Raw genomic sequence first — 19,549 nt, 5'->3', positions numbered from 1 at the left:
ATGCCGGGTCCACCCAGGTGGACCCGGTGTCCCGTATTTCTCGGAAGGGCAAGAAGTTCATGGAAGAACATCCGGCGTACTTTGTGAAGTCGGTGGGGAAGGCCTTTGACGTCCTCAGGGCGTTCACCTCGGAAACCCCCCGCCTGACCGTCTCCCAGATCGCGGCGGCGACGGACATAACGCGCGCTTCTGCCCGGCGGTTCCTGCTAACGCTGGCGGACCTTGGTTACCTGCGGACCGACGGACAATCTTTTGAATTGACCGCCCGCTCCCTGGAGCTGGGTTCCTCCTTCCTCTCCATCCTGTCCCTTCCCCGTGTTGCCGAGCCGCACCTCAAATTGCTGGCGTCCGAGCTCGGCGAGACGGCGTCGCTTTGCGTGCTTGATGGGGCGGACGTCGCCTATGTCGCCTGTGTCCCGTCCCCGCGCCTGCTCAACGTATCCATCAGCGTGGGCACCAGGTTTCCGGCGTGGGCGACGTCCATGGGCCGGGTGCTCCTCGCTGCCCTGCCGGCCGGCAGCCTGGATGCGTACTACGAATCAGTCCACCTGCAGCGTTATACCGAGCACTCCGTCGGCAGCCTGGAGGCCCTCAAGGACGAGGTCAGCCTTGCCCGGAGCCAGGGGTGGTCCATGGTCTCCCAGGAACTGGAGAACGGCCTCCGCGGCGTTGCCGTTCCCATCTGGTGCGGAGACGAGGCTGTCGGCGCCGTCAACGTCTCCTTGCAGACGCACCGCTCCAGCCAGGATGTGATTGAACAGACTGTTGTCCCGCTCCTGCAGGAAACAGCGCGTGACATAGGGCTGGACTACCAGGGCCGCCCCGCAAGACGCTTCGGCGGGATGGATGTACTGCGGCCTGCAATGGCGGGTGCAACTGTGGTTCATGGCCACTGAAGCCGAGGTCCGCAGGATTGCCCTGGCGATGCCGGGCGTCACGGAGCGGCTGAGCTGGGGCCAGCCCGCCTGGTTCGCCAGGACCTTAATGGCCCGCATCTGGGAACCCGGAGTCCTCGCCGTCAAGACCGAAGAACGCGAGGCGTTGGCGGGAACGGAGCCGGACACCTTCTTCTGGACCCCGCACCACGAGCGCTCTCCCCAGCTGGTACTGGTGCGGCTGGACCGGATCGACGCGAAGCTGCTGGCGGAACTGCTGCAGGACTCCTACCGGCTGGCGGGCGGGGAACACAGCAGCCGCGGACGTCCAAGCGATACGTAAGGTAACTGTTTGCCACCCAAGCACGCCGCCCTACTCCCGCACCGGCGGTGCGGGCCATAGACTCAAGCCAACTACGTGCAGCAGCGCCGCTCCGCGAAGCCCCCTGGCCCACCTGGACCAGGGACGGCCCAGCAGGGCGGCGCTCCCGCATACATGCAGCGAGGGGAGTCGGCGGGTGAAACTGGGCATACCGCGGGAACGCCGGGAGGGTGAACGGCGCGTGGCCGCCACACCGGAAACGGTCAAGCAGTTGGTGGCGCTCGGCGTCGAGATACTCCTCGAGGAAGACGCCGGCGCGGCGGCCGGGTACCCGGACCTCGCCTACAGCCAGGCGGGCGCACATATTGTCCCCGGCCTTGATCCCGCCCAGCTGGACGTCCTCGCCCACGTCCGGCCCCTCGACCCGGACACTGCCCGGTCCCTGAAAAGGGGCGCCGTCTCCGTGGGCCTGGCGTCGCCGTCGTCCGAACTGCCAACCGTCCATGCGCTCGCCGAGGCCGGCGTGACATCCTTCGCCCTGGAACTCGTGCCCCGCATCTCCCGGGCCCAGTCCATGGACGCACTCAGCTCCCAGGCCCTCGTGGCCGGGTACCGCTGCGTCCTTGAGGCAGCCATCCGGCTGCCCCGGTTCTTCCCGCTGTACATGACAGCCGCCGGCACCGTCCCGCCCGCCCGGGTCCTGGTCCTGGGGGCGGGGGTGGCGGGCCTGCAGGCCATCGGTACGGCAAAGCGGCTCGGCGCGCGGGTCTTCGCCAACGACATCCGCCCCGCTTCCGCGGACGAGGTAGCCTCCATGGGCGGCACCTTCATCCGGCTGGACCTCGAAACGGCAGAGGCCGCCGGCGGCTACGCCCGCCAGCTCAGTTCCGACGCCGGCACCCGGCAACGCCAGCTGCTGGCACCGCACGTGGCACAGGCGGATGTACTGATCACGACGGCGGCCGTCCCCGGAAGGCGGGCACCGCTCCTGGTCACACGCGAGATGGTGCAGGGTATGCGGGCCGGTTCGGTCGTCGTCGACCTCGCTGCGGACTCGGGCGGCAACGTGGAAGGCGCCGTGCCAGGCCAGGATGTGCCCATCCCCACCGCGGACGGCTCCGGCCACGTTACGCTGGTCGGCCTGAAGGACGCACCCTCCGCCATGGCGTCGGACGCCTCCCGCCTGTACGCCAAGAACGTCGCCAACCTGCTGGTGCTGATGGTCCGGGACGGTGCGCTGGTCCCCGACTTCAGCGACGAGGTCATCGCCGGGGCTTGCCTCACCCACGACGGCACGGTGCGGCACCAGCCGACGGCGGACCTGCTTGCCGAGCGGGCCGCCACCTCGCGGGAAGGAGCACTCTGATGGACGGAATGAGCCTGCTGACCATCACGGTCCTGGCCGTCTTCGTCGGCTTCGAGGTGGTGTCCAAGGTCTCCAGCACCCTGCACACGCCGCTGATGTCCGGAGCTAATGCCATCCACGGCATCATCCTGGTGGGTGCCATCATTGTGGCCGGCCAGGCAGCGGACCCATGGGTGCTCGCGGTGGCGCTCCTCGCCGTCGTCCTTGCCACCGCCAACCTGGTGGGCGGCTTCGTGGTGACCGACCGCATGCTGCACATGTTCCATGCCAGGAAACAGGTTGCCAGGACCCCGTCGACGAAGGCGGACAGCAAGTGAGCCTCCTTAATCCGGTCTGGACGTCACTGCTGTACCTCGTCGCCGCGGTTTTCTTCATTCTGGCGCTGCGCGGGCTCAGTTCCCCGCGGACTGCCCGCCGCGGCAACCTGATCGGTGCGCTGGGTGCGTTGATCGGCGTCGTCACCGTGTTCCTGTCCGCGCAGCTGGACAACGTCCCGTGGATCCTTGGTTCCATCGCCGTGGGCACGGTGGTGGCGGCGCCCGTGGCCCGGGGCGTGAAGATGACGCAGATGCCGCAGCTGGTTGCGGCCTTCAACGGCGTTGGCGGCGGAGCGGCTGCCCTCGTTGCGCTTCTCGAACTGAGCCACGCAGCCGATCCCTGGGTGCGGCTGGCCATCGTGTTCACGCTCCTGGTGGGTGCCGTGTCCTTCGCAGGCTCGGGGGTCACGTTCGCCAAGCTGCAGGAACTGATGACCACGCGGCCGGTGGTGTTCCGCGGGCTCCCCGTGGTGATGGCGGCGGTGCTGCTTGCCGCTGTGGCGGCCGCCGCCGTCGTCGTATTTACCGGTTCCCTTCCGCTTGGGGTGCTGCTGCTGGTCCTGGGCCTGGCGGCTGGCATCCTGCTGGTCCTGCCCGTGGGCGGCGCCGACGTCCCCATCGTCATCTCCCTGCTGAACGCATTCACCGGCCTGGCCGTCGCCGCCTCCGGCGTGGTGCTTGGCAACGTGCTGCTGGTGGTGGCCGGCACCCTGGTGGGTGCCTCGGGCACTATCCTCACCCGGGCCATGGCGGCTGCGATGGGCCGCAGCGTGGCGGGCATCCTGTTCGGAGCGTTCCGGGGAGGTTCGACGGCGGGATCCACCACCGTGAGTGAGCGTCCCGTCCGGTCTTCCAGCGCCGAGGACGTTGCGGTCCTGCTCGGCTACGCGCAGCGCGTCATCATTGTTCCCGGTTATGGGCTGGCCGTGGCCCAGGGCCAGCACACTGCGGCCGAGCTGGCCCTGGCGCTGGAAAGCCGCGGGATCGAGGTGGACTTCGCCATCCATCCCGTGGCCGGTCGGATGCCCGGACATATGAACGTGCTGCTGGCCGAGGCCAACGTGCCGTACGAGTCCCTCAAGGAAATGGGGGAGATCAACCCCGAGTTCAAGACGGCGGATGTGGCGCTGGTGGTGGGCGCGAACGACGTCGTGAACCCGGCAGCCAAGACGTCCACCGGCTCACCCATCTACGGCATGCCCATCCTGGAAGTGGCGGACGCCCGGCAGGTGGTTTTCCTCAAGCGTTCCATGCGGCCAGGGTTCGCCGGGATCGAGAACGACCTGCTGTACGAGCCGCAGACGTCGCTGCTGTTCGGCGATGCCAAGGACTCGCTGGCGCAGGTGCTCGGCGCCGTGAAGGCCTTGTAGCCGCGCCCTCGCGGCGAAGCTCCTGCCAACCTGCTTCGAAGCCCGCGCGGGGCAGGCTAGTCTTCTTTCAGAAGTAGCCTTTCCACTTGCCACCAGAGGACACCATGACTGCCAACAGCTCCACCTCTCTCCAGCGCGCTGCAATCATCGTCAATCCCGCCAAGCCGGTGGACATCGACGTGCGCGGCCTGGTGGCAAAGCACTGCGTGGAAAACGGCTGGGGCGAGCCGATGTGGTTCGAAACCACCAAGGAGGACCCCGGTGTCGGCCAGGCCAAGGAAGCTCTCGCGCAGGGGGCGGACATCGTCATCGCCGCCGGCGGTGACGGAACGGTCCGGTGCGTCGCTGAAGTGCTGTCCGGAGGAGACGTGCCGATGGGGCTGCTTCCGCTGGGCACCGGAAACCTCCTGGCCCGCAACCTCGGCATGGACGTCACCGATTACGACGGCGCCATGGCCGGGGCCCTGACCGGCATCGAGCGGAAGATCGACGTGGTCCGTGCCCGCCGCAGCGATCCGGACATGGAGCAGCTGTTCCTGGTCATGGCCGGCGTGGGGTACGACGCCACCATCATGGCTGATACCAACGAGGACCTGAAGGACAAAGTGGGCTGGCTGGCCTACGTGGACGCTGGCATCCGGAACCTGCCTGGCAAGCCGGTCAAGGCCACCATTGTGATCGATGGCCAGACCGCGGTTCACCGCGGAGTCCGCAGCGTTATGGTGGGCAACTGTGGCAAGGTCCAGGGCGGCCTGGAGATCTTCCCGGAGGCCAAGATGGACGACGGCCTGCTGGACGTGGCCGTGCTGGCGCCCCACCACGGGAAGCTGGGCTGGCTTTCAGTGGTGGCCGGGATGATCGGCAAGGGCCGGAGCAAGGACACCGCTGTTGAATACTTCCAAGGCAAGACCGTGGAGATCGCCCTGGAGCACAACGACGACTACCAGCTGGACGGCGATCACGAAGGGCAGGGCAAGCACGTCGTCATGACCATGGACCCGTCCGCCCTGACCCTCCGGATGTAGCTCTTCCTAGGCGAGTAGCCTCCCCCACCGCGGGTTCAGCAGCGGTGCGCCGGCGAGCCGCAGCGCATGCCAGAGGGTCACGGCCACGGAATCGAGCACCGGCACTCCCGTACCCTCCTCGATTTCCGCCGTGATATTGGCGCCATAGAGGTTGGTGCACAGATACACCAGGGCGTCCGGCGCCGCGGCTGCGAGTTCCAGTGAGCCTGGACGCATCTCATCGTCTGTTACCCGGGCGAAGGACTCGTTGTCGCTCAGGCCCAAGGCGCGGTGGTCCACGGTCTTGATGCCCTCCCGCTCGTAGGAAGCGATCACCTGGTGGTTCACATCCTCCGTGTAGGGGGTGAACAGCGCTATCCGCTCTGTGCCAAAAGTCCGGAAGGCCTCAAGGTAGGCCAGGGTGGACGTAGTGGCGGGTACTCCGGTGGCTTCGGTGATCTCCTGGACCAGGTCCTGGTCGTGCGCGGAACCAAGCCAGGAACCGGAGGTGCCGTTCCAGGCAATAACGTCCACGTCCGCCGTCGTCAGCAGCTTGGCGGCCTCCCGCATGACCGCCGGATCGAACTGGCGGTCGGAGGAGTTGTCCAAGGCGATCCTGGTGACCGGAATGCGGGTGAAATGGACGGTGACGTCGGTGCGGCCGCCCAGGATCCGGTAGGTCTGCGGCTCCAGGCAGGTGTTGGAGGACGGCACGATCATGCCGATCCTGCGGGGACGCGTTGTTGATGGCATTGGTGCTCCTAGAGTGCTGCGGCGTGTGTGGCGCCGGTGGAGGTGGCGGACTGGTGCTGGCGGAAGCCGTTGCGGGCCAGGAAGCGACCGGCCGCGCCGGGATCGTGGAAACCATTGGCATCCAGCACTACGCGGCCATGGGAAACGACGACGCCGGGCCAGCCGGTCAGTGCCTTCCCGTCGAAGGGTGAGAAGTCCGTCCCCATGTGCAGGGCGGCGCCGTCTACGGTGCGTTCCTCAGCGGGGTCGAAGATCACAAGGTCGGCGTCGAATCCTTCGGCGATGCGGCCTTTGCCGGGCAGGGCGTTGATCCGGGCCGGGCCCGCAGAAAACGCCTCTACAAAGTCCTCCACGCCGGCACCGGCGGACGTCATGACGGTAAACGCGACGGGCATTCGGGTTTCCACTCCCGGCAGGCCGTGCGGCATGGCCCGGACGTCATCGGTGCGCTCGCGCTTCTGGGACAGGTCGTAGCAGGAGTGGTCCGAGGACACGGTATGGATGGCTCCTGAGGCCATGCGCTCCTTCAGTGCCGCCACCGTTTCGGGGCTGCGCATGGGCGGGCAGCAGGCGAACCATTCGGGGAATTGTGAGCCGTAGACGGTGTCATCCAGGGTGACGTAGTGCGGGCAGGTTTCCGAGAAGGCCTCCAGGCCACGTGCGCGGGCTTCCGTGACCAGGTCCACTGCCCCGGGTGTTGACTGGTGGACGAAGTACACGGGAGCGCCGGTGTATTCAGCCAGCGCCAGCGTTTCCTTGACCGAGATCTCTTCAGCCAGTTCCGGCCGGGTCCTGTGCAGGTGCTCGATGCCGATCCTGCCGTCCTGGGCGTGCTGCTCCGTGCAGTCGCTGATGATGGGATCGTGCTCGGCGTGGATGTACGTGAGCCCGTCCAGCCGGACCATCTCGCGCATGACCTTGAGGATCGTGTCCCCGTCCGCCATGGTGGTGCCACGGTTCGTGGTGTACATCTTCACCGAGCGCACACCTTCGGCGGCAAGCTGTTCCAGCTGCCACGGCACCGTTTCGTCCCAGCTGACCACAGCACCGTGGAGGGCGATGTCGCACCTGGATTCAGTGGCCAGTTCCTTCTTGTGCAGGACGGCGGCAAGCGGTGTCTCCTGGGCATCCCGGGGAATGCCGAAGTCGATGATGGTGGTGGTGCCGCCCCACAGGGCCGCGGTGGAGGTGGTGCGGTAGTCGTCCAGGGTGCGGAAGCGTCCGGTCACCTGGGCAACGTGGCAGTGGCCGTCCACGCCGCCGGGAATCACCAGGCGGCCGCCGGCGTCGATGGTCCGGGCGGCGGCGGGCACCGCTTCCGTGACATCAAGGAGCTGGACGACCAGGCCGTCCTGGATCACGATATGGGAGTTCTGCCGCCCGTAACTGTTGACTACGGTGGCGTTGGCAATGACAAGGTCAGGCTGGCGGGACATCGGTGTCCTCCTTCTGGCGAAAGCTTCGTGGTCTAGGTGGCGGGCACAGCGGAGGCGGTACCCGCCTGGGCGGCGGTAAGGGCGGCGTCGAGGTTTCCGCTCAGTCCCTTGCGGTTTTTGGGGGGCGGCGGGGCGAAAGCACCTGCGCGGTGCGGGCCGGACTGAAGCCCCGCCACGGCTTCGGCCATCCGGATCCCGGCGGAGATGCCGTCCACTACCGGCACGGGGATCTGCCCTTTGAGCTCGCGGGCCAGGCCCGCGAGCGGGGCTCCGGCCAGGATAACGACGTCGGCCCCGTCCTCCGCGACGGCCTGCCGGCTCAGTGCCAGGAGGGTTTCCTTGAAATCCTCCTGGACCGAGCCGATGCTGTTGAGGGACTCGTTGATGGAGCGGATGGAGGCCAGCCTTCCGGCCAGGCCGAACCGTTCCACGCAGTCGTGGTACCAGGGCTTGATCCGGTCCGAGATGGCGATGATGGAAAAGCGGTGGCCCTGCAGGGCGGCGGCGCAGAGCGCAGCTTCGGTGATGCCGACCACAGGCACATCGGCCAGTTCCTTGAGCGCGGGCAGGCCCGGATCACCGAAGGCTGCCACCACCACGGCATCCACAGGCTCAGCGCCGGGGCGGGTGTGTTCGGCAATGATTTCGGCAACGGCGCCAGCCGCGACGAGGGACTCAAAACGGGTCTCGATGTATTCCACCCCGTGGCCGGCGGTGCGGACCACCAGATCGGTGCCGGATCCAGCGGAGCGGAGTGCTTCGGATTCGATCAGGGCGGTGACATCGTCGCTGATGTTGGGGTTGATGACCAGGAGTCTCATAGTTTCTTCCGGTGAAGTTGGGGTTCGGTTTTCTGGAAGTCCTCGGGGAACTGCTCGCGGTACTTGCCGATGTGTGAGGCGGACTGGGCCGCCGCCGCATCCGGGTCTCCGCTGGCAATCGCTGCATAGAGGTCGCGGTGTTCCTGGATGAGCTCGGGCAGGTCGCTGACGTGGCGGAACAGCCAGTGCATGCGGCCCTGGAGCGGCTCCAGTGCGGACTTGAGGAAGCTGTTGTCCGCAATGCGGGTGATGGCGTCGTGGAATTCGCTGTTGGCGCGGTGGGCCTCCATGACGGCGCCCTTGGCGAGGAAGCCAGCGGCGTCGTCCAGCAGGCCTTTCAGGTAGGCAAGGTCCTTTGTGGTTGCCCGTACGGCAGCGAGCCGGCATGCCAGGACTTCAAGGGACTGGCGCACATCGAAGAGGTCTTCCACATCCTTGGGGCTCAGTGTGCTTACTTCTGCGCCCCGCGCGCCGCGGTCGCTGATGAGTCCTTCCTGGCGGAGCATGCGCAGTGCTTCGCGCACGGGCAGCCTCGAGACGGAGAACTCCGCCGCCAGGTCCCTCTCCACCAGCCGCGTGCCGGGAGCGTAGTGTCCTTCGAAAATCCGGGTGCGGAGGGTATCCCGGACGGCCTCGCGCAGCGGGCGTTCCTTGTCCTGGGTATCTTCTGCGGTAAGCATGGTGCTCCATTCGGATTTTCTTGTGGCACGGCTCCCGGCGGCGGGGCGTGGATCGGGTGATGCCTTGGATGGCTAGCTTAGACAGGAAGCCGCTTGTTGTAGTTCAGGGTCAGGACCGAGGCGCCCATCACTATTGCCGAGCCTACGAAGTAGAGCAGTGCCCAGGTGTAGGAACCCGTGGCGCCAACGATCAGGCCGACGGCGATGGGAGTGACGAAGCCGGAGATGTTGCCGCTGAAGTTCATGGCACCACCCAGCACGCCGGCGTTGGTGCGTCCGCCCAGGATGGACGGGATGCTCCAGAAGAGGCCCACCCAGCGGAGGAAGAACATCACCATGGAGAGCAGGACAACGGCGGTGGTGGGGTCGGGGACCACGGTAACGCCGATGAGGCCGCCGATCACCACCGCGCTGGAGATGCCCAGGAGGGTGCGCATCACGCGGTTGGCCGAGGCGCCGGAAGCCCGCCACTTGTCGGCGAGGGTGCCGCCGATGATCTCACCGACGAATCCTGCTCCGAAGATCACGAACGTGGACCAGCCGATGGTCTTGAGGTCGAAGCCCTTGGCCTGGGCGAGGTAGAGCGGGCCCCAGGTCAGCAGGCCGTAGAACACGCCGTTGAATCCCAGCCACCCGAAGCACATGGCCCAGAAGGAACGGAACCTGAGGTAGGGGAGGAGTGCCCGCTTGCCTTGGCTGCCGTCGAGCTCGGCCTCGGCGTCCTCTGCGGCGTGTGAGGCTTCGAGGTAGGCCGCTTCGGCCTCATTGACGCCGCGGTGGTCGCGTGGATTGTCCCGGACGTACCACCACACGGCCAGGCCCATGAGGACCGTGGCTGCGCCGGCGATAACGAAGGCCATGCGCCAGCTGCCCGTTGAGGCGATCAGGCCGGCGATGATGATGCCGCCGAGCCCAGCACCCAGGGGAGCGCCTGCATCCAGGATGGTCGCACCGCGGCCGCGTTCAGACTTGTGCATCCAGATCGCGTTGAGTTTTCCGCCGGCCGGCATAACGCCGGCCTCGGTGACGCCAATGCCCATGCGGGCGATGAACATGCTCAGGAAGCCGCCCGCCATGCCGGAAGCGGCAGTTGCAGCGCCCCAGCCCACGCAGGATGCGGTCATCACCTTGCGGGGCCCGAACTTGTCGATCAGCCAGCCGACTGGAATCTGCATCAGGGCGTACGTCCAGAAGAAGGCCGAGAGGAGCAGGCCCACCAGTTCGGGGGCCAGGTTGAATTCTTCCTGGATGATGGGAAGGGCCACGGAGATGGAGCCGCGGTCGATGTAGTTGACTGCCACCAGGACCAACAGGAGCAGGAAGAGCTTCCAGCGGACGGTGGTGCGCCGTTGCCCACCGTCCTTCTGAGGTTCATTTGCGGTGGACGGGTCCAGGGTGCCGTCAGCGGCGGCTGTTTCAGTATTGGGGATGGACACAGCTTCTCCTTCACGGGGAAGTTTACGGATGGGGATTAAGAGTGCGAGTGCGCCTGCCCGCAGGAGGAGGGGCCGGTTGGCTTCAATACAAGGAGGTGGCGATCCGGAGCGCCGGGTTGATTCCTCCAGCTTTGGGATCCCAAATTGGGATCCCAAAATCAAAGGTAGAAGTGACCCGTGCCACTGTCAAGGGTTTTCCCTGCCAGGGGCTTGCTGTGCCCATAAATTACGTTTGTGACTGCCGCGAACCCCAACTAGGTAGCAGTAGGTGTCGTTATGCGGCCCCAAAACGACATCTGCTGCTACCTAGTTGGGCGAAGACGCGGCGGGCCGGTGCGCCAGGATCTCGGCCAGCTCAGCAAGCCGGTGGGCCCGGGCGGATTCCGCCGGCGTGAACGGTTCACCCGGCCGGACAAAGGTGATGGGGCCATGCCAGGCCGTGGGGATCTTAAGCCGCGTGCCGGCGTCGTACCTTTCCAAGGCTGCCTCGGCAGGGGAAAGGATCCGTGCACGCAGCAGCTCCGCCACGGCCAGCGGAAGCTCATCCGGCGCATCAGCGATCCGCGCAGCCAGGCTCAACGCTTTGGTCTGTCCGTCCGCCATCGCCAGGGCGGTGGTGGGCCAGACGTGGGAGTGTGTGCCGCCCGCCAGATGCAGTGCGTCCAGAAGCTGGTGCTCGCTCACCTCTCCGGGCGAGGACAGGACGAACTCGTCCAGCACGCCGCCGGCCACGGGGTGGACGTGGATGCCCAGGATGTTGGTGTCCAGGCGGGCCAGGGCCTTGGTGATTTTCTGCAGCGCCCCCGGCTCATCCTGCAGGACGGTGCGCGCCCGCCACAAAGCCGGTGCGCCGGCAAGCCGCCGCCGGTGCCGCAGGGCCGGCGCATGCAACCACCCGCGAAGCACCCGCGCCGCGGAAGGTTCAGCCACCCAGATCACCAGGACGGTGGCGGTAACGGTCAGCACAAGGACCTTGGCCAGGTAGGGAAGCTGAGTGTCCACCACCAGGGCGTGGACCAGGAGCTCAATCGGCAGCATCACGGCTACGTTGGCCAGGGTCAGCCGGGTCCTTGTTGGTTCGGGCATCAGGCCGCAGACTTCGCAGCTCAGTTCAGACGCGGGGGTTTTGCTTGCACCGGGCTTCATGGTCCAAGGATCGCGTGGTGCTGTTTCGTCGGTGTTGCCCGGCCGTTCCGATCGTGCGAAGCATGCCGGGCGTAGGATTTTTGAGGAACGTCAGCGCGGCCGCCCGTCTCAACCGGACAATGAATCCACCCAGACGCCCCGGACCGCAGGAAGGCCCAATTCCACGTGAAGATGCTCACCGAGATGTTCAGCATTGCCCCCGCCAACAAGGACCACCACCCGGCCCTGAGGTGCGCGGTGGGTGTCTTCGTGCCACTCTTCACGCTTGTGCTGCTGGGCCGGCTGGACCTTGCCATCTTCGCCTCGTTCGGGGCTTTCACCGGTATCTACGGCCGCGGCGAACCCCACGGGACCCGCTTCGCACTGCAGCTGCGGGCCGGCCTGCTGATGCTGCTGGTCATTTTCCTTGCAGCGCTCGCTGCCCGGGCCGGCGGGGCCTGGGGACTGGACGGGGCCCGAACCACGTGGCTCCTGGTGCTGGCCACCACCCTGGTGGCAGGCGGCTGTTCCGTGGCCATCTCGTGGTTCCGGCTGCGCCCGGCAGGATCGTTGTTCCACATCTTCGCCTTCGCTGCCATCGCCTCCATCCCCAACCAGCCACCGCTCTGGGAGGCCATGCTGGTGGCTGCCCTGACCACCGCTTTGTCCCTGCTGATCGGTTTCTCATCACGGGTCCTCCCCAGCCACCGGACAGCATGGACCTGGCCGCGCCCCATCCGCCGCACCCCGGACGAGAAGCGTGCCGCCGTGCTTGAAGGCTTGGGCTACCTGGTAGCTGCAGGACTGGCCGGCGCGCTGGCAACCTGGGCTGGCAGCCGCCTCGGCTTCGGCCATAATTACTGGGCTATGGTGGCCGCCGTCGTTCCGCTGGTGGGCCACACCACCCGCCACCGGGTCCGCCGCGGAATGCAAAGAATCATAGGCACCGTGCTTGGACTGGGCGTGATGGCGGGCATCCTGCTGCTGGGCTTGCCGCCCTGGCAGACCGTCCTGGTCATGGCGCTGTGCCAGTTCGGCGCGGAACTGTTCATCATCAGGCAGTACCTGCTGGCCCAGATTTTCGTTACGCCGCTGGCGCTGGTATCCACCCTCCTCGTGGTCCCCGCCTCCCCGGCCGTCCTGCTCCGGGACCGCATCATAGAAACGGTGATCGGCGCCGCCGTCGGCATCACTGTGGTCCTGGCTCCGGAGGCGTGGCGCCGTTACCGCGGACGTACGACGCCGGCACCCGCCCAGGTGCCTTCGCCGCGGCAGCAGCCGCGAAGGTAGGGTGGTCCCATTCAACGGAAGCGGGGGTGAAGTGGCGAATTCTTCCTCGGGGGACTCGATGGTGGACAGGATTGTCCGGCTGCTCTCCGCCTTCCCGGAGGATGTCAGTGCCCTGCAGTTGTCCGAGCTGGCGGAGCGCTCGGGCCTGCCCCTCACCACTGCCCACCGGCTGGTCCGCCAGCTTGCGGACCACGGACTCCTGGACGCCGCTCCCGGCGGCTTGGTGCGGCCCGGCCTGCGGCTCTGGGAACTGGTCAACCGCACCGCCCCCACGCTTGCCCTGCGCCAGGCGGCGATGCCGTTCATGGAGGACATCCAGCAGGTGCTCAACCAGAATGTGAACCTGGCCGTGCTGGACGGCTGGGACGCGCTTTTTGTTGAACGGCTGTCCCGCCGCGGATCCGTGGCCAACCGGGCCAGGGTGGCCGGCCGGATGCCTGTCCATACCTCGTCCGCGGGGCTGGCACTGATGGCCCACCAGGACAGGCTGCTGCAAGGCGACTACCTGGACCAATTCGCGGATCCGGATGGAAAGATCACCACCGATATTCTCCGGGTGCTGCTCAGCGAGACCTTCCACCAAGGCTTTGCCCAGCTGAAGGGCGTGGTGGACCCGGACACGTGGGGCATCGCCGTCCCCGTGCTGGACACCCGCCAGCGCGCGGTGGCTTCGCTCGGCGTCGTAGTCCCTTTGCGCGAAATGCGGCTGCAGGCACTGGTGCCCGCACTGCAGACGGCAGCCCGGGGGATAGCGCGCCGGCTGAACAACGCGTAGTCCGGCACCCTTCTTCCGTTGAACGGAATTCATGTGCCGCCCCTTACCTGCCGGAGCGCACACTGTTGGCAGAAGCCATACACGGCCGCAGCTGCGGCCCCGCAACGAAGCGAGAACGCCATGCCCCGCACAATCATCACCACCCAGGTGGCCATCATGGGCGCAGGCCCGGCCGGCCTGATGCTGTCCCACCTGCTGGCCAAGGCTGGCATTGAGTCCACCGTCATAGAAGTCCGCAGCCACAAGGACATCTCGGAGACCGTCCGCGCCGGCATCCTTGAACACGGCACCGTCAACATGCTCGTGGACAGCGGGGTCTCGGACCGGGTGCTGCGCGACGGCGACCGGCACGACGGCATCGAGCTGCGCTTCAACGGGGAGAGCCACCGCGTGGACTTCAAGGACCTGGTGGGGGAGTCCGTATGGCTCTACCCGCAGACGGATGTGTTCCTGGACCTCGCCGCCCGCAGGAAGGCCGACGGCGGAGACGTGCGCTACAGCGTCACGGACACTACCGTGCATGACCTCGAGGGCTCGCCGAAGGTCTGGTTCACGGACGCCGAAGGGACGGAGTTTGAGATCCAGGCCGACTTCCTGGTGGGCGCCGACGGGTCCCGGAGCCACTGCCGCTTCCAGATTCCCGAGGCCAGCCGCAAGTGGTACTTCCACGAATACCCCTTTGCCTGGTTCGGGATCCTGGCTGAGGCTCCGCGCAGTGCCGACGAGCTGATCTACGCCAACTCCGCCAACGGTTTTGCCCTGATCAGCCAGCGGACCGAAACCGTCCAGCGCATGTACTTCCAGTGCGATCCCAAGGAGAACGTGGCGGAGTGGAACGATGACCGGATCTGGGCGGAGTTCCGCAGCCGGGTCAACGGCAACGGCTTTGAGCTCAAGGAGGGCCCGGTGATCGACAAGATGGTCCTGCCGTTCCGCAGCTTCGTCCATACACCAATGCGCCACGGCAACCTGTTCCTCGCCGGCGATGCCGCGCACACCGTCCCGCCCACCGGCGCCAAAGGCCTCAACCTGGCCATCCACGACGTCAAGATGCTCTTCGAGGGGCTGGACACCCACTACAACTCAGGCTCGGACCACCTCCTGGACTCCTTCAGCGACCGCGCCCTGGCCCGGGTGTGGAAGGCGCAGCAGTTCTCCTACTGGATGACCACCATGCTGCACACCCCCGCCGATGCGGACGACTTCTCCCGCGCCCGCCAGCTCGGCGAACTGAACTCGGTGGTGTCTTCCAGGCACGGCATGGCCTACCTCGCCGAGGCCTACACCGGCTGGCCGGGCCAGGCCTGACACGCAGAGTTTTTGTCCAGATATGCAGGGTGAAAGGGCACTTAACCCTGCATATCTGGACAAAAACTCCGGGAGGTACGACGGCGGGAAGCGCGCCTTAGGGGGCGAGCAGCCGCCGGACTGCGGCGGCAATGGCTGCGGCATCGGGCTGCTCGTCGCGCCTGACCGTGAGCAGGTGGAGCAGCACGCCGTCCCCGTAATCTGCCAGGTCCCGGGCGCGCGCGGCGGCATCAGCAACCCCTAAAGCGGTGAGGGCCGGCACCAGGCCGCCCACCAGTCGGAAATGTCCTGCAGTCACCGCTTCGGGCCGGTCCAGGGAGAGGGCCAACCGGGCGCGGGTCAGGCCAGCGTGCTCGCCGGCCAGCGCCAGCACCATTCCGGCCAGCTGGCCCGCAAGTTCGTCAAGGGTGCGCGGCGGACCGGCCATGCCCTGGTCACGGAGCAGCTGGCCGTCCAAATGTTCCAAGCGGTCCAGCACCGCTTCCACGAGGGCGGCGCGGCTGCGGAAGTAGTTCGAGGTTGTCCCTTCCGCCACCTGGGCGGCGGCGTCCACAGCCCGGTGTGTGAGGCCCTTCATGCCCTTGTCCGCCACAACGGCCAGGGCGGCATCGAGGAGCTGGGTCCGGCGGTCAGGCATGGGCCCAGTGTAATTGACCCCTTCCGGTTCACTACAAAAGTAGTAAAATCACCAGCATGGAAACAATTTCGATTGTTGGCGGCGGCATTGCCGGCCTGGCGCTGGCCTCCGCCCTGGACTCCAGCCGGTTCCAGGTGACGGTGTACGAGAAGCGGCCCGAACTTCCGGCCGTGGGCACCGCGCTGGGAATGTGGCCCAACGCCCAACGTGCCCTTGCGCGGCTGGGAATCCTTGAAGAGGCGCGGGCGGTCAGCCCGGTGCTCGGCAGCGGATCGGTCCGTGACGCCCAGGGAGAGCCCTGGGTCACCGTGAACGCGGGGGAGATGTTCGGCATTTCCCGGGCTGACCTGCTGCGGTTGCTGGACGGTGCCGTCCCGGGAACCGTCCGCCGGATCACCAGCACCGTCAGGTCACTTCCCGACGACGGAAGCCTGGCGGTCGGGGCCGACGGCGTGCACAGCGCAGTCCGCCGGGAGGCCTGGGGCGCCGGAACGGAAGCCCGCCTCACCCCGGACCTCGCCCTCCGTGGGACTTTGCCTACAACGGTCAGCCACGACGAGGTGGGCGAGTACTGGGGCCGCGGCGACCTGTTCGGCATGGCCGCCGCCCGGGGAGGATCCTTCTGGTGGGCCAGCTACCGGTCCGGCATGGGTCCGTACGGGATTGACGCAGCGTCAGCCCTGGAATACGCCCGGGAGCGCTATGCCACCCATGCCCCCGCCATCCGCCGCACGCTGGCCGCAGCCACTCCCGAAGCATGCCTGGTCCAGCGGCTCTGGACCGTTCCGCATCTGGGCTCCTACGTCCGCGGGCGGACCGTGCTCATCGGCGATGCCGCCCACGCCATGCTGCCCACCCTGGGGCGCGGCGCCTGCGAGTCGCTGGTGGACGCCGTGACACTGGCGGACCTTCTCAACACTCTGCCCGAAGGCCAGGCGCTGCACGCCTACGACCGTCAGCGGCGCCTGCGGACCCGTGCCCTCAGCCTGGCGTCCTCGGCAATGGGGCGCGTCGCCCTCGCGGACGGCGCCCAGCCGCTGCGGGATGGCCTCCTCAAGCTGGCCCGACGGCGGAACGGCCGCGCCGCCGTCGTCAGCGGTTCCGCGGGCTGATCAGCGGACTGGTGCTGCAGGCTGCGCCGCGTCCTCTCCGGAAACGGGTGTTCCGGGAAGCCCCGGACCGGGGACCGCGGACGCGGGGGGAACGGCCGGCAGCCGCTTCTTGCGGGACCTTTCCCTGCTGGAGCGGCCGTAGACGAGATACATGGTCACTCCGGTGATGACCATCAGCAGCACCGTGTAGACGAACGTGTTGGCTACGCCGTCAACCCCCTCCGCGCCGTCCGTGTTGGCTTTGATGACGAGGCCCAGCGGCTGGACCAGGGGATGCGCCAGGAAGATTGCCGTGTCGTAGTCGTCCAGCAGGCTGTTGAAATTCAGCGCCGTAATCGCCGCGGCCGCGGGGAGCACCAAAGGCAGCAGGATCCGCCGGAACACGTACAGGGTCTTCGCGCCCATGATGGCCGCCGCCTCCTCCAGCGAGGAGTTGACCGAGGCGAAGGACGCCTTGAGCATGCGCAGCGTGAAGGGAATCTTGACCGTGACAAAAGCGATCAGCAGGATCACGGTGGTCCCGGTGAGGACCGCCCCGCCCACCAGGGGGTTGGGGTGGTCGTAGCTGATGATGAGGCCCAGGGCCAGCAGCGCGGACGGCAGGATCCAGGGAATGTGGAGCAGGTACTCGAAGACTGAAGCCACCCAGTTCTTGTACTTCTGCAGCAGCCTGGCCACAAACAGCAGACCGCCCACGGCGATCAGTGCCGCCAGTGCGCTGTAGACCACGCTCACGATGAACGGCCGCAGCCCGGACTGCTGGGTCAGGACCCGCTCGTAGTTCTCCAGCGTGAGGCTGCCAAACGCCAGCTCGCCGGTCTGGATGGCGGCGCCGTCGGCGAAGGAGTACAGCACAATCAGCACCACCGGCAGCGTGTACACCGCAAACAGCAGGTAAGCCACCGCATGGATCACGACGTTGGCCACCGGGTTGGTGATGTCCTGCTTCTGCAGCGCCGAGGACACCTTGGACACCGAAAAGTAGGTGCCGCCCTTTTCCAGCCGGGACATCACGGCGAGCATGAGGATGGTGGCCAGGCCCAGGATCACGGCCAGCAGCGCTGCCAGGTCCCGCGAGGTGGGGCTGTTGGTGAACGTCAGGATCATCGGGGTGATGGTCTGGAAGTCCCGCCCGCCCAGCACCTGGGGAGCGCTCAGGGCGCCGAGGCCGGTCAGGAAGGACAGGATGGTGACGGCGAACAGGGTGGGCTTGAGCATGGGCAGCACGATGCGCCGCAGGATGGTCCACGTGGAGGCCCCCAGGTTCCGGGCCGCTTCGATGGTCTGGTAGTCAACGCCTTTGAGGGCGTTGGCCACGAACAGCATGTGGTTGGTGGTGGTGGCGAAGGTCATCACCACCAGGACGGCGAAGAATCCGGAGAACCATGCCGGGTCCATGCCGGGAAACACCTTGACCAGCAGGGACGTAACGATTCCCTTGTCCCCGTATATGAACTTGTACCCGGCAGCGAGGACGATGCCGCCATAGATAAACGTGGACGCGTAGCCCAGGAAAAGGATTTTGGAACCGCGGATCCGGAAGTAGTGCGTTACAAGGACAATGAACACGCCCACCAGGTTCACCGTGATGGACAGGGCCACCGCCAGCAGGAAGCTGTTGCCCAGCGCTTTCATGGCGCGCTGGGACGAAAAGAGCTTTTCCGCAGCGCGCCCCGAGAAGCTGCCGTCCGGGAAGAAGGTGGCCATCAGGACGTTGATGTTGGGCCAGACCAGGAACGCGGCAATGAACCAGGTAAGGACGGCCCCCACGATCAGCACGAAGGGCGAGCGGACCATGGTGCGAACGGCCGTGCCGCTCATGGCAGGACTGCTGCCGGGTCCCGCTGCCGGAGGGCGGCACCTGTGTCCGGATGGTACTGCAGGACGTGCGCAGGCTGAAGGTACACAGTGGTTTCCGTGCCGGGGTCGTGGTGGGCGCCGCCTTCCTCCTTCACCAGCAGGCGGATGTCGGCACCGTGGCTGCGGACCACGTAGCGGCTGTGCAGGCCGTGATAGGTGCGGGACAGCACTGTGCCGGCGAGGCCGACGGCGGTGCCTCCTTCGGGAGCGGGGGCCAGGGACGCCTTTTCCACCCGCAGGTAGGATTTGGCGTCCGTGCTGAGCCCCACCCCTGAGAGCCGGTTCAGCTCGGCCACGAATCCAGGAGTCAGGGCCGAGCTGTCCCCGATGAAGTTGCACACGAACTCGGTGGCCGAATGGTCGTAGATCTCCTGCGGCGTTCCCACCTGCTCCACCACGCCCTTGTTGAACACGGCTACACGGTCGCTCATGGCCAGGGCCTCATCCTGGTCATGGGTGACGTACACCGTGGTGATCCCGAATTCGCTTTGCAGGTCCTTGAGCTGCTGGCGGAGTTGGTGGCGCAGCTTGGCGTCCAGGTTGGACAGCGGCTCATCCAGCAGCAGGATCTTGGGCCGCAGCACCAGGGCCCGTGCCACCGCCACGCGCTGCTGCTGCCCGCCGGAGAGCTCGGCGACGTTCTTGGACAGCTGCTCGTCACTGAGCTCCACCCGCCGTGCAATGTCCCGGACCAGGCGGTCGCTGTCTGCGGGTTTCTCCTTCCGGACCCGCAGCCCGAAAGCGATGTTTTCCCACACGCTCATGCTGGGGAAGAGGGCATAGTTCTGGAACACCATGCCCACCTGCCTCTTGTCGCTGGGAAGCCGGGTCACGTCCTTGCCGTCAACCTGCACCGTCCCGGAGGAAGGCTGGATGAAGCCGGCCAGGGTGCGCAACGCCGTCGTTTTCCCGCAGCCTGAAGGCCCCAGGAGGGTGAAGAACTCTCCCGGGAGCACGTGCAGGTCAAGGTTCGGGATGGCGGTGAAATCACCAAAGGAAACTTCGATGTTGTCCAAGCGGATCATGGCAAGCCTGTCTGATGAAGCAAGCGGGTGGGTGGAC

General features: G+C 66.7%; 19 protein-coding genes. 10 read left to right on the top strand and 9 right to left on the bottom strand.

Annotated features, from left to right (window positions below; translation table 11 throughout):
• Positions 1-26: 26 nt before the first annotated feature.
• From ABRP28_RS14875 to ABRP28_RS14850, 6 genes are all read left to right on the top strand, one after another.
• On the top strand, positions 27-896 hold the full coding sequence (locus ABRP28_RS14875) for an IclR family transcriptional regulator C-terminal domain-containing protein (protein ID WP_350003551.1): 870 nt from the start codon (positions 27-29) through the stop codon (positions 894-896).
• Entirely contained in the window at positions 886-1,218 is a 333-nt protein-coding gene (locus ABRP28_RS14870; RefSeq protein ID WP_350003553.1) for an MmcQ/YjbR family DNA-binding protein, read from the top strand. Before ABRP28_RS14875 ends, ABRP28_RS14870 begins: the two co-directional genes overlap by 11 nt.
• 175 nt (positions 1,219-1,393) lie before the next feature.
• Positions 1,394-2,563: a Re/Si-specific NAD(P)(+) transhydrogenase subunit alpha gene (locus ABRP28_RS14865; protein ID WP_350003554.1), complete on the top strand. Its 1,170-nt coding sequence runs from the start codon at positions 1,394-1,396 to the stop codon at positions 2,561-2,563.
• Positions 2,563-2,880 (top strand): NAD(P) transhydrogenase subunit alpha, encoded by a 318-nt coding sequence (locus ABRP28_RS14860; protein ID WP_231457821.1) that lies wholly within the window; start codon positions 2,563-2,565, stop codon positions 2,878-2,880. Before ABRP28_RS14865 ends, ABRP28_RS14860 begins: the two co-directional genes overlap by 1 nt.
• Positions 2,877-4,250 carry an NAD(P)(+) transhydrogenase (Re/Si-specific) subunit beta gene (locus ABRP28_RS14855; protein ID WP_350003557.1) on the top strand — a complete coding sequence of 458 codons (1,374 nt, stop codon included), beginning with the start codon at positions 2,877-2,879 and terminating at the stop codon, positions 4,248-4,250. Before ABRP28_RS14860 ends, ABRP28_RS14855 begins: the two co-directional genes overlap by 4 nt.
• Before the next feature lie 104 nt (positions 4,251-4,354).
• Positions 4,355-5,275: a diacylglycerol kinase family protein gene (locus ABRP28_RS14850; protein WP_350003559.1), complete on the top strand. Its 921-nt coding sequence runs from the start codon at positions 4,355-4,357 to the stop codon at positions 5,273-5,275.
• Between the two features lie 6 nt (positions 5,276-5,281).
• On the opposite strand, the gene ABRP28_RS14845 is transcribed toward ABRP28_RS14850, so the two are convergent.
• The 6 genes from ABRP28_RS14845 to ABRP28_RS14820 form a co-directional block, all read right to left on the bottom strand.
• A complete protein-coding gene (locus ABRP28_RS14845; RefSeq protein ID WP_350003561.1) occupies positions 5,282-6,007 on the bottom strand; it encodes an aspartate/glutamate racemase family protein in 726 nt (241 codons plus the stop codon).
• Positions 6,008-6,015: 8 nt separating this feature from the next.
• Entirely contained in the window at positions 6,016-7,443 is a 1,428-nt protein-coding gene (locus ABRP28_RS14840) for an amidohydrolase family protein (protein WP_350003563.1), read from the bottom strand.
• 32 nt (positions 7,444-7,475) lie between these two features.
• On the bottom strand, positions 7,476-8,264 hold the full coding sequence (locus ABRP28_RS14835; RefSeq protein WP_350003565.1) for an aspartate/glutamate racemase family protein: 789 nt from the start codon (positions 8,262-8,264) through the stop codon (positions 7,476-7,478).
• Positions 8,261-8,944: a GntR family transcriptional regulator gene (locus ABRP28_RS14830; protein WP_350003567.1), complete on the bottom strand. Its 684-nt coding sequence runs from the start codon at positions 8,942-8,944 to the stop codon at positions 8,261-8,263. Before ABRP28_RS14830 ends, ABRP28_RS14835 begins: the two co-directional genes overlap by 4 nt.
• A gap of 77 nt (positions 8,945-9,021) precedes the next feature.
• A complete protein-coding gene (locus tag ABRP28_RS14825; protein ID WP_350003569.1) occupies positions 9,022-10,380 on the bottom strand; it encodes an MFS transporter in 1,359 nt (452 codons plus the stop codon).
• A gap of 306 nt (positions 10,381-10,686) precedes the next feature.
• Positions 10,687-11,526 carry an amino acid-binding protein gene (locus ABRP28_RS14820; protein ID WP_350003573.1) on the bottom strand — a complete coding sequence of 280 codons (840 nt, stop codon included), beginning with the start codon at positions 11,524-11,526 and terminating at the stop codon, positions 10,687-10,689.
• Positions 11,527-11,691: 165 nt separating this feature from the next.
• Between ABRP28_RS14820 and ABRP28_RS14815 the strand changes: the two genes are divergently transcribed.
• From ABRP28_RS14815 to ABRP28_RS14805, 3 genes are all read left to right on the top strand, one after another.
• Positions 11,692-12,795 carry an FUSC family protein gene (locus ABRP28_RS14815; RefSeq protein ID WP_350003575.1) on the top strand — a complete coding sequence of 368 codons (1,104 nt, stop codon included), beginning with the start codon at positions 11,692-11,694 and terminating at the stop codon, positions 12,793-12,795.
• Between the two features lie 31 nt (positions 12,796-12,826).
• Positions 12,827-13,570 carry an IclR family transcriptional regulator gene (locus tag ABRP28_RS14810; RefSeq protein ID WP_350003577.1) on the top strand — a complete coding sequence of 248 codons (744 nt, stop codon included), beginning with the start codon at positions 12,827-12,829 and terminating at the stop codon, positions 13,568-13,570.
• 120 nt (positions 13,571-13,690) lie between these two features.
• Positions 13,691-14,878 (top strand): 4-hydroxybenzoate 3-monooxygenase, encoded by a 1,188-nt coding sequence (locus tag ABRP28_RS14805; protein WP_350003579.1) that lies wholly within the window; start codon positions 13,691-13,693, stop codon positions 14,876-14,878.
• Between the two features lie 97 nt (positions 14,879-14,975).
• Here the strand turns inward: ABRP28_RS14805 and ABRP28_RS14800 are convergent, their stop codons facing one another.
• Complete coding sequence (locus ABRP28_RS14800) at positions 14,976-15,515, bottom strand: helix-turn-helix domain-containing protein (protein ID WP_350003581.1); 540 nt, start codon at positions 15,513-15,515, stop codon at positions 14,976-14,978.
• 56 nt (positions 15,516-15,571) lie between these two features.
• Between ABRP28_RS14800 and ABRP28_RS14795 the strand changes: the two genes are divergently transcribed.
• On the top strand, positions 15,572-16,627 hold the full coding sequence (locus ABRP28_RS14795) for an FAD-dependent monooxygenase (RefSeq protein ID WP_350003582.1): 1,056 nt from the start codon (positions 15,572-15,574) through the stop codon (positions 16,625-16,627).
• Here ABRP28_RS14795 and ABRP28_RS14790 read toward each other — a convergent pair whose 3' ends face one another.
• Positions 16,628-18,448 (bottom strand): iron ABC transporter permease, encoded by a 1,821-nt coding sequence (locus ABRP28_RS14790; RefSeq protein WP_350003583.1) that lies wholly within the window; start codon positions 18,446-18,448, stop codon positions 16,628-16,630.
• Positions 18,445-19,512, bottom strand: a complete 1,068-nt coding sequence (locus tag ABRP28_RS14785; protein WP_350003584.1) for an ABC transporter ATP-binding protein — start codon at positions 19,510-19,512, stop codon at positions 18,445-18,447. Before ABRP28_RS14785 ends, ABRP28_RS14790 begins: the two co-directional genes overlap by 4 nt.
• Positions 19,513-19,549: the final 37 nt, after the last annotated feature.

The organism is Pseudarthrobacter sp. WHRI 8279 (genome assembly GCF_040224115.2).
Lineage (GTDB): Bacteria > Actinomycetota > Actinomycetes > Actinomycetales > Micrococcaceae > Arthrobacter.
This window is presented reverse-complemented; position numbering and strand designations above follow the sequence as displayed.

Excerpts from the sequence above, each read along its gene's own strand:
- ABRP28_RS14870 (WP_350003553.1), top strand. The coding sequence starts at position 886 with ATGGCCACTGAAGCCGAGGTCCGCAGGATTGCCCTGGCGATGCCGGGC.
- ABRP28_RS14860 (WP_231457821.1), top strand. The coding sequence starts at position 2,563 with ATGGACGGAATGAGCCTGCTGACCATCACGGTCCTGGCCGTCTTCGTC.
- ABRP28_RS14850 (WP_350003559.1), top strand. The coding sequence starts at position 4,355 with ATGACTGCCAACAGCTCCACCTCTCTCCAGCGCGCTGCAATCATCGTC.
- ABRP28_RS14845 (WP_350003561.1), bottom strand. The coding sequence starts at position 6,007 with ATGCCATCAACAACGCGTCCCCGCAGGATCGGCATGATCGTGCCGTCC.
- ABRP28_RS14840 (WP_350003563.1), bottom strand. The coding sequence starts at position 7,443 with ATGTCCCGCCAGCCTGACCTTGTCATTGCCAACGCCACCGTAGTCAAC.
- ABRP28_RS14835 (WP_350003565.1), bottom strand. The coding sequence starts at position 8,264 with ATGAGACTCCTGGTCATCAACCCCAACATCAGCGACGATGTCACCGCC.
- ABRP28_RS14830 (WP_350003567.1), bottom strand. The coding sequence starts at position 8,944 with ATGCTTACCGCAGAAGATACCCAGGACAAGGAACGCCCGCTGCGCGAG.
- ABRP28_RS14820 (WP_350003573.1), bottom strand. The coding sequence starts at position 11,526 with ATGAAGCCCGGTGCAAGCAAAACCCCCGCGTCTGAACTGAGCTGCGAA.
- ABRP28_RS14805 (WP_350003579.1), top strand. The coding sequence starts at position 13,691 with ATGCCCCGCACAATCATCACCACCCAGGTGGCCATCATGGGCGCAGGC.
- ABRP28_RS14800 (WP_350003581.1), bottom strand. The coding sequence starts at position 15,515 with ATGCCTGACCGCCGGACCCAGCTCCTCGATGCCGCCCTGGCCGTTGTG.
- ABRP28_RS14795 (WP_350003582.1), top strand. The coding sequence starts at position 15,572 with ATGGAAACAATTTCGATTGTTGGCGGCGGCATTGCCGGCCTGGCGCTG.
- ABRP28_RS14790 (WP_350003583.1), bottom strand. The coding sequence starts at position 18,448 with ATGAGCGGCACGGCCGTTCGCACCATGGTCCGCTCGCCCTTCGTGCTG.
- ABRP28_RS14785 (WP_350003584.1), bottom strand. The coding sequence starts at position 19,512 with ATGATCCGCTTGGACAACATCGAAGTTTCCTTTGGTGATTTCACCGCC.